Origin of the sequence: Burkholderia sp. HI2761, assembly GCF_002223355.1 — a bacterium.
GTDB lineage: Bacteria > Pseudomonadota > Gammaproteobacteria > Burkholderiales > Burkholderiaceae > Burkholderia.
The window spans coordinates 1,552,223-1,567,871 of the sequence record NZ_NKFN01000004.1 but is presented as its reverse complement, the minus strand read 5'-3'; the positions used below and the strand labels follow the sequence as shown (position 1 = coordinate 1,567,871).

Here is a 15,649-nt window from a genome sequence, read left to right as displayed (position 1 = left end):
ACTCTGACTCGACACGCGGTGGTTACTTTCTTACCGAATATTTCCCGCACTTGAAGGCTTGCAATTCGTTGTGGCGGCCTCAATTACCGAACAATTGATTCCACTCATGGGGAAATGAAATGTCAGGCACCCAACTTCTCCCGCCGGAACGCATCACGCTCCCGCTGCTGCCGCTGCGGGACGTCGTCGTTTTCCCGCACATGGTCATTCCGCTCTTCGTGGGCCGGCCGAAATCGATCAAGGCCCTCGAAGCAGCGATGGAAGGCGGCAAGCACATCATGCTCGTCGCCCAGAAAACCGCGGCCAAGGACGAACCGACCGAAAAGGACATGTACGAGGTCGGTTGTATCGCCAACATTCTGCAGATGCTGAAGCTGCCGGACGGCACCGTGAAGGTGCTCGTCGAGGGCCTGCAGCGCGCGAAGGCGTTGTCCATCGAAGAACAGGAGACGCAGTTCTCCTGCGAAGTGATGCCGCTCGAGCCCGATCACGCCGACAGCGCCGAGACGGAAGCGCTGCGTCGCGCGATCGTGTCGCAGTTCGACCAGTACGTGAAGCTGAACAAGAAGATCCCGCCGGAGATCCTCACGTCGCTGTCGGGCATCGACGAAGCGGGCCGTCTCGCCGACATGATCGCCGAGCGCCTGCCGCTGAAGCTCGACCAGAAGCAGCACATCCTCGAAATGTTCCCGGTCATCGAGCGCCTCGAGCACCTGCTCGCGCAACTCGAAGCCGAGATCGACATCCTGCAGGTCGAAAAGCGCATCCGCGGGCGCGTGAAGCGCCAGATGGAAAAGAGCCAGCGCGAGTACTACCTGAACGAGCAGGTCAAGGCGATCCAGAAGGAACTGGGCGAAGGCGAGGAAGGCGCGGATCTCGAGGAACTCGAGAAGCGCATCAACGCCGCGCGCATGCCGAAGGAAGCCAAGAAGAAGGCCGACGCCGAGCTGAAGAAGCTGAAGCTGATGTCGCCGATGTCGGCGGAAGCCACCGTCGTGCGCAACTACATCGACACGCTGATCGGCCTGCCGTGGCGCAAGAAGAGCAAGGTCAACAACGACCTGTCGAACGCCGAGCAGGTGCTCGACGAGGATCACTTCGGCCTCGAGAAGGTCAAGGAACGGATCCTCGAGTATCTCGCGGTGCAACAGCGCGTGGACAAGGTCAAGGCGCCGATCCTGTGCCTCGTCGGGCCTCCGGGCGTCGGCAAGACCTCGCTCGGTCAGTCGATCGCCCGTGCGACGAACCGCAAGTTCGTCCGGATGGCGCTCGGCGGCGTGCGTGACGAAGCCGAGATCCGCGGCCACCGCCGCACGTATATCGGTTCGATGCCGGGCAAGATCCTGCAAAGCCTCGCGAAGGTCGGCGTGCGCAATCCGCTCTTCCTGCTCGACGAAGTCGACAAGATGGGCATGGATTTCCGCGGCGATCCGTCGTCGGCCCTGCTCGAAGTGCTCGATCCGGAACAGAACCACACGTTCGCCGACCACTACATCGAAGTCGACTTCGACCTGTCGGACGTGATGTTCGTCGCGACGTCGAACTCGCTGAACATCCCGCCGCCGCTGCTCGACCGGATGGAAGTGATTCGTCTGTCGGGCTATACGGAAGACGAGAAGGTCAGCATCGCGCAGCGTTACCTGCTGCCGAAGCAGAAGAAGAACAACGGGCTGAAGGAAGGCGAGATCGACGTCACCGAGCAGGCGATCCGCGACATCATCCGCTACTACACGCGCGAAGCCGGTGTGCGTTCGCTCGAGCGGGAAGTGTCGAAGATCTGCCGCAAGGTCGTGAAGATGCTGCTGCTGAAGAAGGCATCGGGCGCGATCAAGGTCGATGGCGAGAACCTCGATACGTTCCTCGGCGTGCGCAAGTACGACTTCGGCCTCGCGGCGAAGGAAAACCAGGTCGGTCAGGTGACGGGCCTCGCGTGGACGGAAGTCGGCGGCGATCTGCTGACGATCGAAGCCGCGGTGATGCCGGGCAAGGGCAACGTGATCCGCACGGGTTCGCTCGGCGACGTGATGAAGGAGTCGGTCGAGGCCGCACGTTCGGTCGTGCGCTCGCGTTCGCGTCGTCTCGGTATCAAGGACGAGGCGTTCGAGAAGCAGGACATCCACATCCACGTGCCGGAAGGTGCGACGCCGAAGGACGGTCCGTCCGCCGGCGGTGCGATGACGACCGCGCTGGTGTCGGTGCTGACGGGTATTCCCGTGCGGGCCGATGTCGCGATGACGGGCGAAATCACGTTGCGTGGCGAAGTGCTGCCGATCGGCGGGCTGAAGGAAAAGTTGCTGGCGGCTCACCGCGGCGGCATCAAGCTCGTGCTGATTCCGGAAGAGAACGTGAAGGATCTCGCGGACATTCCGGACAACGTGAAGAACGCGATCGAGATCGTGCCGGTCCGCTGGATCGACAAGGTGCTGGAGCTCGCGCTCGAGCGTTCGCCGACTCCGCTGCCGCCGGAAGAAGAAGCGAAGGCAGCAGCGCCGGTCGGCGAGGCGGCGAAGGATGCCGGCTCGACGGAAGTCGTCAAGCACTGAGGCCCTGAGCACCGTCGTGGCCGACGGTTGTTCACGAAACCCGCGGCGGTGTCCGCGGGTTTTTTTATGTGGATCGGAATCGTGCGAGGGAATCGTGCGAGCGCGTGCGTTAAAAAAATCACGCAGCAGGCTTGGCAAAATGATCGGGGATGAATTAAACTTGCGGGCTCGCTGATTGTTGATGCGGAAACGCAGATCGCAGTCGGAACGAATCGGAAACGGGTGCTTAGCTCAGCTGGTAGAGCGGCGCCCTTACAAGGCGTAGGTCGGGGGTTCGAACCCCTCAGCACCCACCAGTTTCACGATTCAGCCAGACCAAGGAGCGGTAGTTCAGTCGGTTAGAATACCGGCCTGTCACGCCGGGGGTCGCGGGTTCGAGTCCCGTCCGCTCCGCCAAACAAACAACAATGCCCGCCTCGTGCGGGCATTGTTGTTTGTGCGTTCGGTTTTGCGCCCGCTTGCGGGCGCGTGACTGCGGAGTGGAGGAAGCCGCTTGCGGGTTCGTTCCGTGCCCGCTTTTCGCCCGTCCCACCCCGTATGTTGTAATATCGGACGTTTTGTCCAATTTTCCCGTCACGCATGCTCGATTTCTTCCGTAATCACCAGCGCCTGATGATGGCGCTCCTGCTCTTGATCGTATTGCCGGGGCTGGGTTTCGTCGGGATCCAAGGCTTCCGCGGCTTCTTCGACGACAGTGCGAACGTCGCGGCAGTCAACGGGCACAAGATCACGCGGGTCGAATTCGACGGCGCGTTCCGCCAGCAGATCGACCAGGCGCGCCAGGCGCTCGGCGGGCAGTTCGACATGAAGATGTTCGACACGCCCGAGCATCGCAAGCAGGTGCTCGATGGCCTGATCCAGCAACGCGTGCTGGCCGACGAGACGCAACGCCTGCACCTGACCGCATCCGACAACGCCGTGCGCGACGCGCTGATGAGCGACCCGATGATCGCGTCGCTGAAGAAGCCCGACGGCACGATCGACGTCGAACGCTACGCGCAACTGCTGTCGTTCCAGGGGATGACACCCGAGCAGTACCAGGAGCGCGTGCGTTACAGCCTCTCGCTCCAGCAGATTCCGGCGAGCATCGTGTCGAGCGCGTTCACGCCGAAGAGCCTCGCGCAACGCCTGTCCGAACTCGCCGCGCAGCAGCGTGAAGTGCAGGCGCTCGTGTTGAAGGCGAGCGACTTCGCGGCGAAGGTCCAGCCGACCGACGCGCAGCTCACCGCGTACTACGACGCACACAAGCAGAGCTTCGCGACGCCGGAAACCGCGACGATCCAGTACCTCGTCTATTCGCCGGCCGCGGCGGCCGCGAGCGCGCAGCCGACCGAGGCGGACATCAAGAAGTTCTACGACGACAATCCGACGCACTTCCGTACCGAAGCACAGGTGCGCGTGAGCCACATCTTCATCGCCGCGCCGGGCAGCGCCAGCGCGGCCGACAAGGCGGCCGCGAAGGCGAAGGCCGAGCAACTGCTCGCCGACGTGAAGGCGCACCCGGACCAGTTCGCGCAGATCGCGCAGAAGAACTCGCAGGACGCGCCGTCGGCAGCGAAGGGCGGCGACCTCGGCTTCATCACGCGCGGCTCGACCGCGGGCGGCAAGGCGTTCGACGATGCGGCGTTCTCGCTCAAGCAGGGCGACGTGAGCGGGATCGTGCAGTCGGATCTCGGTTTCCACATCCTGAAGGCAACCGAAGTGAAGCCGGCGATCGTCAAGCCGTTCGCGGACGTGAAGGACCAGATCGCGGTCGACCTGAAGCAGCAGTACGCATCGAAGGCGTTCTCGGACAACGCGGAAGGCTTCACGTCGACCGTCTACGAAAAGGCGAAGACGCTGCAGCCGGCCGCGGACAAGTACAAGCTGACGATCCAGACGGCCACCGTCACGCCGGTGCCGAATCCGCAGTTGCCGCCGACGAGCCCGTTGAACAATCCGAAGTTCCTGGCCGCCGTGTTCGCGAACGACGCGGTGAAGAACCAGAACAACACGCAGGCGATCGACGTCGGCAACAACACGCTGATCTCGGCGCGCGTGACCGAGCACAAGCCGGCGGCGGTGCCCGCGCTCGACACGATCAAGGACGTCGTGCGCCAGAAGGTCATCGCCGAGCAGGCCGCGGAACTCGCGAAGAAGGACGGTGCGGCGAAGCTGGCCGAACTGCAGAAGTCGAAGTCGACCGACGGGCTCGCGGCCGCGCAGAAGGTGTCGCGCACGCAGGCGCAGGGCTTGACGCCGGCTGCGCTGAGCGCGGTCTACAAGGTCGATGCGAAGACGCTGCCGGCTTACGTCGGTGTCGACCTCGGCGCGGACGGCTATGCGATCTACCGTGTGAACGCGGTGATCCCCGGTTCGGCGGTCGATCCGCAGCAACTGGCGGCCGCGCAGCAGCAGATGGCGCAGGTCGACGCGCAGAGCGAAGGCGAAGCGTACCTCGCCGCGCTGCGCGATCGCTCGAAGGTGAAGCTGTACGGCAGCACGACGGCCGGCCAGCAGCAGGACGGCGACAACTGAGCATCGTTTTGCCCGCAACCATCAAAAAGCCCCGCTCGAAGCGGGGCTTTTTGTTTTCCGGTGCGCCGCGCTCAGCCGTGCGGCTTGCCGAGCAACGGCTTCAGCGCCGGCCACACGTTGTCGAGCAGAATGCGCTGGGCCTGCTGCGCGGGATGCATCTGGTCGGCCTGGAACATTTCGGGCTTGTTCTCGATGCCGGCCAGCAGGAACGGCACGAGCGGCACGCCGAGATCTTTCGACAGCCGCGTATAGACCGCATGGAACTTCTGCGTGTAATCGGGGCCGTAATTGGGCGGCACGTACATGCCGACCAGCACGACTTTCGCCTGGGTGCGCCGCGCGCTCGCGATGATGTCGCGCAGATTCTGCTCGGTCGTCGCGAGCGGCACGCCGCGCAGCGCATCGTTCGAACCGAGCTCGACGACGACGATCGAGGGCTTGAGCCGCTGCAGCACCGCGGGCAACCGCGCACGGCCGCCGCTCGTGGTGTCGCCGCTGACGCTGGCGTTCGCGACGCTATAATCGATTCGCTCGGTCGAAAGCCGTTGCCGCAGCAGCGACACCCAGCCGGTGTCGCGCGGCAATCCGTATTCGGCCGACAGGCTGTCGCCGAGCACGACGATCACGGGCGGGCTCGATGCCGGTGCCGTCGCGGCGCGCGCGGGCACGGTGACGGTGACGGCCAGCAGGGTGCCCAGCAGCGCGGCGGCCGCCGCGCGTCTTTTCCAGCGAAATGTCGTGTCCATGTTCAAGATTACCGATCCGATCATCGAAGTCCATGACGTGTGCAAACGGGTTGCCGATGCAACGGGCGAGCTGACGATCCTCGACGGCATCACGCTCGCCGTGCAGTCGGGCAGCAGCCTCGCGATCGTCGGCGCGTCGGGCTCGGGCAAATCGACGCTGCTCGGCCTGCTTGCGGGGTTGGACAGCGCGACGAGCGGCACGGTTCGCCTGCTCGGTCGCGCGCTCGACCAGCTCGACGAGGACGAACGCGCGGCGCTGCGCAACGGCGCGGTCGGATTCGTATTCCAGTCGTTCCAGTTGATGCCGCACCTGACGGCGCTCGAGAACGTGATGCTGCCGCTCGAACTGCAGGGCGGCATCAGCGCGCGCGACGCAGCCGACCGCGCGCGGGCGCTGCTCGTGCAGGTGGGGCTCGGCGAGCGTACCGCGCATTATCCGAAGCTGCTGTCGGGCGGCGAACAGCAGCGCGTCGCACTCGCACGCGCGTTCGTCACGCGCCCGGCGATCCTGTTCGCCGACGAGCCGACCGGCAGCCTCGATGCTGCAACCGGACACGCGGTCATCGACCTGATGTTCGAACTGAACCGCACGCATGGCGCGACGCTGGTGCTCGTCACGCACGATGCCGAACTCGCGCGCCGCTGCGCAACGACGGTGACCATCGACGCCGGGCGCATCGTCGCGCCGCACGCGGCTTAGCGCAGCGCGTGAATGTTCGTGCCGGCCGCGCGGCGTGGATTGCGCGGCCGGCACGGGCATGACGCCGTCGCGTCAGCGCTTCAACGGCTTCAACGGCTTTAACGGCTTTAACGGCTTCAACGCTTGAGCGCCGCGCGGGCGCGCTCGATCAGCGCCGTGGTCGACGAGTCGTGCTTCGCCGGATCGACCGATTCGGCCGACAGGTCGGCTTCGACGACCTTGCCGAGAATCTTGCCGAGCTCGACGCCCCACTGGTCGAACGGATTGATGTCCCACACCGTCGCCTGCACGAGCACCTTGTGCTCGTAAAGCGCGATCAGCGCACCGAGCGTGCGCGGCGTCAGCGCATCGACGAGCAGCGTCGTGGTCGGGCGGTTGCCGGGGAACGTCAGGTGCGGCGCGAGCGCTTCCTTGCCGGGCCCGGCGACCTTGCGCGCTTCCTCGAGCGTGCGGCCGAGCATCAGCGCCTCGCTCTGCGCGAAGCAGTTCGCGAGCAGCTTCGGGTGATGGCTCGCGAGCGGATGCTCGGGCGTCAGCACCGCGATGAAGTCGATCGGCACGATCGTCGGCCCCTGGTGCAGCATCTGGAAGAACGCATGCTGGCCGTTGGTGCCCGGCTCGCCCCACGTGACGGCCGAGGTCGGGTAGTCGACGAAGGTGCCGTCCAGGCGCGCGGATTTGCCGTTGCTCTCCATTTCGAGCTGCTGCAGGTACGACGGCAGGTAATGCAGCGCTTCCGAATACGGCGCGACGAGATAGCTCTGCGAGCCGAAGAAATTCCGGTACCAGATGCCGATCAGGCCGAGCAGCACCGGCAGGTTGCGCTCGAGCGGCGCTTCGCGGAAGTGACGGTCCATGTCGTTCGCGCCGGCCAGCAGCTCGTCGAACTGTTCGGGGCCGACCGCGATCATGATCGACAAGCCGACCGCCGACCACAGCGAATAGCGGCCGCCGACCCAATCCCACATTTCGAACACGTTGTCGGCGGCGATGCCGAACTTCACGACTTCGGCCGGGTTCGCCGACACGCCGACGAAGTGCTTCGCGAGCGCATCCTCGGGGCAGCCGCGCGCGACGAACCAGTCGCGCAGCGAACGTGCGTTCGTCATCGTCTCGAGCGTCGTGAAGGTCTTCGACACGATGATCGCGAGCGTTTCCTCGGGATCGACCTGTTCGAGCACGCGTGCGAGATCGGCGCCGTCGACGTTCGACACGAAGTGGGTCGTGATGTCGGGCGTGGCGACGTGGTGCAGTGCATGCACGACCATCTTCGGCCCGAGATCGGAGCCGCCGATGCCGATGTTGATCACGTGGCGGATGCGCTTGCCCGTATGGCCCGTCCACGTGCCGCTGCGCACGGCGCGCGCGAACGTCGCCATCTTCGCGCGCTCGGCGCTCACCTGCGCGTGGAACGGCGCCTGCGGGTCGGTCGCGCGCAGCGCGGTGTGCAGCGCGGCGCGGCCTTCGGTCGGATTGACGATCTCGCCCGCGAACATCGCGTCGCGGCGCGCTTCGACGCCCGCATCGCGCGCGAGCTGCACGAGCAGGCGCAGCGTTTCGTCGTCGATGCGGTTCTTCGAGAAATCGGCCGCGAGACCGCCGCCCGGAATCGTGAAGCGTTCGGCGCGGGTCGGCGCGCGGTCGTTTTCCGGCGCGAACCAGTCGCGCAGCCGCGCGTGGCGGATCTGTTCGAAGTGGGATTGAAGGGCAGTCCAGGCGGGGAGCGATTTCAGCGTCATGGCGGTTCGAGTGAAGCGTGAATCGGGAGGAATGCCGCGCCGGCTCATCGGGATCGGAAAGCCGGCGGACGAGAAGGCCCGCCGTGCGGCGGGGCAGTCAGTATAGCGGCGTTACGTGTCGGCGCGCGGCGACGGATAAAAAAGGCGATTGATCAGCGTGCGCACCATCGGCGCGAGCTCGCCCGCGGTGAGCCCGGCCGGGCCGGTGCCGTTTGCGGTCAGCGTGTCGGCCGCGAGGCCGTGCAGATAGACGCCCGCCAGCGCCGCCTCATACGGTGCGACCCGCTGCGCGAGCAGCGCGCCGATCAGGCCGCCGAGCACGTCGCCGGTGCCGCCGGTGGCGAGCGCCGCATTGCCGGTCGGGTTGATCGCCACCCGCCCGTCGGGCGCTGCAATCACCGTGCCCGAGCCTTTCAGCACGACGACGCCCGCGTAACGGGCGGCGAGCGCCTGCGCGGCCGCGACGCGGTCGCGCTGCACGGCTGCCGTGTCGCCGCCGAGCAGGCGCGCGGCTTCGAGTGGATGCGGTGTCAGTACGCACGGATTGCCGCGCGCGCCGCGCCTGACGACGGCGGCCGCGAGGTCCGCGTGCGTCGCGACGAGGTTCAGCGCGTCGGCATCGAGCAGCGTCGCGATGTCTTGCGCGAGCACGTCGCGTACGAGCGTCGCCGCGGCCTCGCGCGTGCCGAGCCCGCAACCGGCCGCGATTGCGGTCATCGTGCCGAGGCCGAGGGTGTCGGCCGGATGCAGCATCAGCTCGGGGAAGGGCGGATCGTACGGCGGCGCGCCCGCGCCCAGAAAGCCGACGTGCACCTTGCCGGCGCCCGCGAACAGCGCGGCGCGCGCGGCGAGGATCGGTGCGCCGCACATGCCCGTGTCGCCGCCGAGCACCGCGAGGCTGCCGTACGTGCCCTTGTGGGACGCGAACGCGCGCGCGGGCAGCGCCGCGGCGAACAGCGAGGGCGCGTTCAGCACGATGGCCGGGGCGGCGGGCGGCGCGACGTCGAGCGACGCGACGTGGATCTCGCCGGCGAGATCGCGGCCGTCGCCCGTGTAGAGGCCGGGCTTCGCGCCGATGAAGGTGAGTGTATGGGTGGCTGCGACGGCGACGCCCGCGCCGACGATCCGGCCCGTGTCGCTGTCGAGCCCGCTCGGCACGTCGAGCGCGAGCACGCGGCCGCCGTCGCGCGCATGGGCGGCGATGCGTGCGGCCTGCTCGGCGAACGTGCCGTCGAGCGCGCGGCCGAGACCGATGCCGAACAGCCCGTCGACGACCCACGCATAGCCTTCCAGCGACGCGGGCGGGGCGGCCGACAACGGCACGCCTGCCGTGCGCGCGACACCGAGTGCCCATTGCGCGTCGTCCGGTTTGACCGGCACCGGCATCCAAGCATGCGTCGCGACGCCGAGCTGCTGGAGCTGCGCGGCGGCCACCAGCGCGTCGCCGCCGTTGTTGCCGGGGCCGACCGCGAACCAGACGGGGCGATCGTCGCCGGCGACGCGCTCGGACAGCCAGCGCGCGGCGGCGGCGCCGGCGCGGCCCATCAACGTGTGCGGCGGCAGCGCGGCGGTTGCATCGGCTTCGGCCGCGCGCAGGTCGGCGACGCGCAGCAGCGCGATCGGATCGGAATCGGGAAGCGGGCGGGTAACGGTCATCGCGGGATCGTGGCGGCTGGCAAGGATGCCGCCACGGGCCGGCCCGCGGCGGTCAGGTCGTGAAGCGGCCGGCGCTCAGCGCGGCGAGCGTGTCGGCGGGCCAGTGCTGGACGTTGCCGCCCAGATAGTCGGTCACCACTTTAGCAGACCCGCACGCGAGGCCCCAGCCGGCCGGGCCATGGCCGAAATTGACGAACACGCGCGGATGCGGGGTCGGACCCACGACGGGCAGACCGTCGGGCGACAGCAGTTGCGTGCCTTGCCACGACAGCGCGGCCGAGATCTTCGCGGCACCCGGTACCCAGTCATGGACGGCCTGGCCGAGGAGCGCGAGCGCGGCTTCGGACAGCGGCTCGGCGAGCGGTTTCGCGGTGTCGGCCTGGCTCTGCAGCACCGCGGCCCCGCCGACGCGCAGCCGCTGATGGGTGCGCGTGATCGAGATCCGCTTGATCGAATCGACGACGCTCAGGTGCGGTGCGTGTTCTTCGTACGCGACTGGCGCGGTGAGCGTATGGACGCGCACCGGGTGCAGCGGCAGGCGCCAGCCGAGCCGTTCGAGCAGCGCGATGCTGCCGGCGCCGGCGGCGACCACGATCGCGTCGGCGGAAATCACGTCGACCTCGCGCGCCTTCGCCGCGCTCCGGTTGCCCGGCGGCACGAGCTCGACCGCCGCGCGGCCGTTGTCGACGCGGATCGCGGCGACGTCCGCGCCGAAGCGGAACTGCACGCCGTGCTCGTCGAGCGTCTGCTTGACCAGTTTCGCGAACAGCGGGCAGTTGCCGGTGCGCTCGGTTTCGAGCAGCACGCCGCCGGCAAAGCCGGGCTCGGCCGGCACCGACGGTTCGAGCGCCGCGCATTCGTCGGCGGTGAGCGTGCGGTACGGCTGGTCGAGCGTGCGCAGCAGGTCGAGCGCCGGTTGCAGCGCGTCCCAGTCGCGCGGATCGCGCACGACGTGCAGGATGCCGGGCTTCTGCTCGAATTCGAGCTCGAGGCGCGCCTCGATATCGGCGAGCGTGTCGCGCGACACGTCGATCAGCGGGCGCAGCCGCGCGTACTGCGCGGCGAACGCGTCGGGCTCGCGCAGCGTGCCGAGCTGCTTGACGAAGTGGCGCACGCCGCCGTTGAAGCCCGGCTTGTAGACGACGCCGCTGTCGCGCGACTGGCGCTGGCGCATGAAAGTCGGGCCGAACCAGACGTCGAGCGGGCTCGGCAGCAGCGCGCCGCCGTCGCCGTAGGTCGCACCTTGCGCGACGGTCGCGTGGCGTTCGACCACGCACACGCGATGGCCGGCCGCGCGCAGCTGGTAGGCGGTGGCGACGCCGCTGATTCCGCCGCCGATGACGATGACATCCATTGGATTGCTTCGATGACGGGCGGCGCGCACGCCGCCCGGTGAGAATTCGCTGAGGGCCGAGGCCCGGTCAACCCGGAATGATAGCGCCAAAAGTGCGCTAGCCGGCGCCGGCCGAGCACCAGGTCGTGCGCTCGCGCCGCGGCGGCCGGCGCGCGGGCCGCCGCGGGCCGCTCCGGCGGGCGGCCGTGCGCGCCGTGCGCCCGGGCACCGGGGCGGTGCACGCGGACTACCGATCGGCGGTCTTGGGCGGCCGACTTCCGGGTATAATTACGGCCTTCCTTTCGCCCCACGTCGCCACCTCGCGCGACTCATCGACGTCAGTCCAGCCCATGGCTCACTTCTCGTGTTTTCCCGGCGCTTCGGCCCTCTCCGATTTCCGTCAAACCCGTCTGCTCGACACGCTCAGGCAAATCGACGCCAACATCGTCGCGGTGCGCGGCCAGTTCCTGCACTTCGTCAATGCGGCCGAGCCGCTGTCGGCCGACGACAGCGCGCGCATCGACGCGCTGATGCACTACGGCGAGCCGTTCCAGCCGGCGGGCGAGAAGGGCGCGACCGAGACCTTCGTCGTGCTGCCGCGCTTCGGCACGGTTTCGCCGTGGGCGAGCAAGGCGACCGACATCGCGCAGCACTGCGGCCTCACGCAGGTGCGCCGCATCGAGCGCGGCGTCGAATTCACGGTCACGCTGAAGTCGGGCCTGCTCGGCGGCAAGAAGGTGCTGTCGGACGACGCACGCGCGGCCGTCGCGGCCGCGCTGCATGACCGGATGACCGAAAGCGTGGTCGCGGCGCGCGACGACGCGAAGCACCTGTTCGACGAACTGCCGGCCAAGCCGCTCGCGAGCGTCGACGTGCTGGGCGTCGGCCGCGGCGCGCTGGAGCGCGCGAACGTCGAGCTGGGCCTCGCGCTCGCCGACGACGAGATCGACTACCTGGTCGACGCGTTCCGCAAGCTCGAACGCAACCCGACCGACGTCGAACTGATGATGTTCGCGCAGGCGAACAGCGAACACTGCCGCCACAAGATCTTCAATGCGCAGTGGACGATCGACGGCGAAGCGCAGGACATGTCGCTGTTCGCGATGATCCGCAACACCGAGAAGCTGAGCCCGCAGGGCACGATCGTCGCGTATTCGGACAACTCGTCGATCATGGTCGGCGCCGAAGCCGAACGCTGGTTCCCGCGCAACGCGGGTGCGGCCGGCGAGCCGGGCGAGCGTTATGCCCGCCACACCGAGCTCACGCACACGCTGATGAAGGTCGAGACGCACAATCATCCGACGGCGATCTCGCCGTTCCCGGGTGCGGCGACCGGCGCGGGCGGCGAGATCCGCGACGAAGGCGCGACGGGCCGCGGCGCGCGTCCGAAGGCCGGCCTCACGGGCTTCACCGTGTCGAACCTCGACCTGCCCGACGCCCGCCAGCCGTGGGAAAGCGCACGCGACGCGGCGCAGCCGGTGGCCGAGCGCAACCCGAACGAGCAGCACGGCCCCTACGGCCGTCCGGACCGCATCGCGTCGCCGCTGCAGATCATGATCGACGGCCCGCTCGGCGGCGCCGCGTTCAACAACGAATTCGGCCGCCCGAACCTCGGCGGCTACTTCCGCGTGTACGAGCAGAACGTCGGCGGCACGGTGCACGGCTATCACAAGCCGATCATGATCGCGGGCGGCCTCGGCAACATCGCGGATCAGCATACGCACAAGCACGACGTGCCGGCGGGCTCGCTGCTGATCCAGATCGGCGGCCCCGGCATGCGGATCGGCATGGGCGGCGGCGCGGCCAGCTCGATGGCGACCGGCGCGAACACGGCCGAGCTCGATTTCGACTCGGTGCAGCGCGGCAACCCGGAAATCGAGCGGCGCGCGCAGGAAGTGATCAACGGCTGCTGGCAGCTCGGCGCGGAAAACCCGATCCTGAGCATCCACGACGTCGGCGCGGGCGGCCTGTCGAACGCGTTCCCCGAGATCGTCGACGGCGCGGGCAAGGGCGCGCGCTTCGAACTGCGCAAGGTCGCGCTCGAGGAATCGGGCCTGTCGCCGCGCGAAATCTGGTCGAACGAGGCGCAGGAGCGTTACGTGCTGGCGATCGCGCCGGCCGACCTGCCGCGCTTCGAGGCGATCTGCGCGCGCGAGCGCTGCCCGTTCGCGGTGGTCGGTGTCGCGACCGACGAACGCCAGCTGAAGCTCGTCGACGACGAAGCGACGGGCGCCGACGAATACCCGGTCGACATGCCGATGGAAGTGCTGCTCGGCAAGCCGCCGCGCATGCACCGCGACGTCGTGCGCGTGAGCACCGAGCGTGCGCCGGTGGACGTGACGGGCATCGCGCTGTCGGAAGTCGCGCTCGACGTGCTGAAGCACCCGACGGTCGGCAGCAAGTCGTTCCTGATCACGATCGGCGACCGTTCGGTCGGCGGTACGTCGGTGCGCGACCAGATGGTCGGCCCGTGGCAAGTGCCGGTGGCCGACTGCGCGATCACCGCGCTCGACTACGCGGGCTTCAAGGGCGAGGCGATGACGATGGCCGAGCGTACGCCGCTCGCGGTGATCGACGCGCCGGCATCGGGCCGCATGGCCGTCGGCGAAGCGATCACGAACATCGCGAGCGCGCCGATCGCGTCGCTCGACAAGCTGAAGCTGTCGGCGAACTGGATGGCCGCATGCGGCACGGCCGGCGAGGACGCCGCGCTGTTCGACACGGTCAAGGCGATCGGCATGGAGCTGTGCCCGGCGCTCGGGATCGGCATCCCGGTCGGCAAGGACTCGCTGTCGATGAAGACGAAGTGGGACGAGCAGGGCGTCGCGAAGGAAGTGGTGTCGCCGGTGTCGCTGATCATCTCCGCGTTCGCGCCGGTCGATGACGTGCGCCGCCATCTCACGCCGCAACTGCGCCGCGTGGCGGACGCGGGCGACAGCGTGCTGATCGCGATCGATCTGGGCCGCGGCAAGAACCGGATGGGCGGCAGCATCTTCGCGCAGGTCACGCAGCAGGTCGGCAATGCGACGCCGGACGTCGACGACGCGGAAGACCTGAAGCGCTTCTTCAACGCGATCCAGTCGCTCAATGCACAAGACAAGCTGCTCGCGTACCACGACCGCTCGGACGGCGGCCTGTGGGCGACCGTGTGCGAAATGGCGTTCGCGGGCCGTGCGGGCGTGTCGTTGAACGTCGACATGCTGACGCTCGACCCGAACCACGAATCCGACTACGGCGACGCGAAGGACTGGGCGAAGCAGACGAGCGGCCGTCGCGACGATCGCACGCTGCGCGCGCTGTTCTCCGAAGAGCTCGGCGCCATCGTGCAGGTGCGCGCGTCCGACCGCGACGCGGTGCTCGGTGCGCTGCGCGAGTTCGGCCTGTCGACCTGTTCGCACGTGATCGGCTCGGTCAACGATCGCGACGTGATCGAGGTGTACCGCGATGCGAAGAAGATCTTCGGCGCGCCGCGTACCGAACTCCATCGCGCATGGAGCGAAGTGAGCTGGCGCATCGCGCGCCTGCGCGACAACCCCGCCTGCGCGGATGCCGAATACGACGCGCTGCTCGACGCGGCCGATCCGGGCATCTCGCCGGTGCTGACGTTCGATCCGGCCGACGACATCGCCGCGCCGTTCATCGCGACGGGCGCACGGCCGCGCGTCGCGATCCTGCGCGAACAGGGCGTGAACTCGCATCTGGAAACGGCGTATGCGTTCGATCGCGCGGGCTTCGACGCGCACGACGTGCACATGAGCGACCTGCTCGCGGGCCGCGCGACGCTGGCCGATTTCGCGGGCGCGGTCGCGTGCGGCGGTTTCTCGTACGGCGACGTGCTGGGCGCGGGCGAAGGCTGGGCGAAGACGATCCGTTTCAACGCGAACCTCGCCGACATGTTCTCGGCCTTCTTCGCGCGTCCCGATACGTTCGCACTCGGTATCTGCAACGGCTGCCAGATGCTGTCGAGCATCGCGTCGATGATCCCGGGCGCCGAAGCGTGGCCGAAGTTCACGCGCAACAAGTCCGAGCAGTTCGAGGCGCGCTTCTCGTTCGTCGAAGTGGAGAAGTCGCCGTCGATCTTCTTCGCGGGCATGGAAGGCTCGCGGATTCCGGTCGCGGTCGCGCACGGCGAAGGCTATGCGGACTTTTCGCAGCAGGGCGACATCGATCGCGTCGCGGTCGCGATGCGTTACGTCGATCACCGCGGCGAAGCGACCGAGCGCTATCCGTTCAACCCGAACGGTTCGCCGGCCGGCATCACGTCGGTCACGACGGCGGACGGCCGCTTCTCGGTGCTGATGCCGCACATGGAGCGCGTGCATCGCACGGTCACGATGAGCTGGCACCCGGAAGGCTGGGGCGAAGCGAGCCCGTGGATGCGGGTGTTCCGCAACGCGCGCCGCTGGATCGGCTGA

At 68.0% G+C, this 15,649-nt stretch carries 8 protein-coding genes and 2 tRNA genes; 6 read left to right on the top strand and 4 right to left on the bottom strand.

The window, feature by feature from the left end:
- The first annotated feature begins 119 nt into the window (after nucleotides 1-119).
- From lon to CFB46_RS14105, 4 genes are all read left to right on the top strand, one after another.
- Nucleotides 120-2,543 carry an endopeptidase La gene (lon, locus tag CFB46_RS14120; protein WP_006489349.1) on the top strand — a complete coding sequence of 808 codons (2,424 nt, stop codon included), beginning with the start codon at nucleotides 120-122 and terminating at the stop codon, nucleotides 2,541-2,543.
- 220 nt (nucleotides 2,544-2,763) lie between these two features.
- Nucleotides 2,764-2,839 (top strand) — tRNA-Val (locus CFB46_RS14115).
- 23 nt (nucleotides 2,840-2,862) lie between these two features.
- Nucleotides 2,863-2,939, top strand: a tRNA-Asp gene (locus CFB46_RS14110).
- A gap of 183 nt (nucleotides 2,940-3,122) precedes the next feature.
- Nucleotides 3,123-5,060 (top strand): SurA N-terminal domain-containing protein, encoded by a 1,938-nt coding sequence (locus tag CFB46_RS14105; protein ID WP_027784687.1) that lies wholly within the window; start codon nucleotides 3,123-3,125, stop codon nucleotides 5,058-5,060.
- Between the two features lie 71 nt (nucleotides 5,061-5,131).
- Here the strand turns inward: CFB46_RS14105 and CFB46_RS14100 are convergent, their stop codons facing one another.
- Nucleotides 5,132-5,806, bottom strand: a complete 675-nt coding sequence (locus tag CFB46_RS14100; protein ID WP_027784686.1) for an arylesterase — start codon at nucleotides 5,804-5,806, stop codon at nucleotides 5,132-5,134.
- Between CFB46_RS14100 and CFB46_RS14095 the strand changes: the two genes are divergently transcribed.
- On the top strand, nucleotides 5,805-6,506 hold the full coding sequence (locus tag CFB46_RS14095) for an ABC transporter ATP-binding protein (protein WP_027784685.1): 702 nt from the start codon (nucleotides 5,805-5,807) through the stop codon (nucleotides 6,504-6,506). The genes CFB46_RS14100 and CFB46_RS14095 overlap by 2 nt on opposite strands.
- 116 nt (nucleotides 6,507-6,622) lie before the next feature.
- Here CFB46_RS14095 and pgi read toward each other — a convergent pair whose 3' ends face one another.
- The 3 genes from pgi to CFB46_RS14080 all read right to left on the bottom strand — a co-directional run bounded on the left by pgi (nucleotide 6,623) and on the right by CFB46_RS14080 (nucleotide 11,255).
- Nucleotides 6,623-8,245 (bottom strand): glucose-6-phosphate isomerase, encoded by a 1,623-nt coding sequence (gene pgi / locus CFB46_RS14090; RefSeq protein ID WP_027784684.1) that lies wholly within the window; start codon nucleotides 8,243-8,245, stop codon nucleotides 6,623-6,625.
- 111 nt (nucleotides 8,246-8,356) lie between these two features.
- Complete coding sequence (locus CFB46_RS14085) at nucleotides 8,357-9,901, bottom strand: NAD(P)H-hydrate dehydratase (protein ID WP_027784683.1); 1,545 nt, start codon at nucleotides 9,899-9,901, stop codon at nucleotides 8,357-8,359.
- A 52-nt stretch (nucleotides 9,902-9,953) separates the two neighbouring features.
- The gene (locus CFB46_RS14080) at nucleotides 9,954-11,255 is read right to left on the bottom strand and encodes an FAD-dependent oxidoreductase (protein WP_027784682.1); all 1,302 of its coding nucleotides are present in this window, start codon (nucleotides 11,253-11,255) and stop codon (nucleotides 9,954-9,956) included.
- A 329-nt stretch (nucleotides 11,256-11,584) separates the two neighbouring features.
- On the opposite strand from CFB46_RS14080, the gene purL reads away from it, so the two are divergent.
- The gene (gene purL / locus CFB46_RS14075) at nucleotides 11,585-15,649 is read left to right on the top strand and encodes a phosphoribosylformylglycinamidine synthase (protein WP_027784681.1); all 4,065 of its coding nucleotides are present in this window, start codon (nucleotides 11,585-11,587) and stop codon (nucleotides 15,647-15,649) included.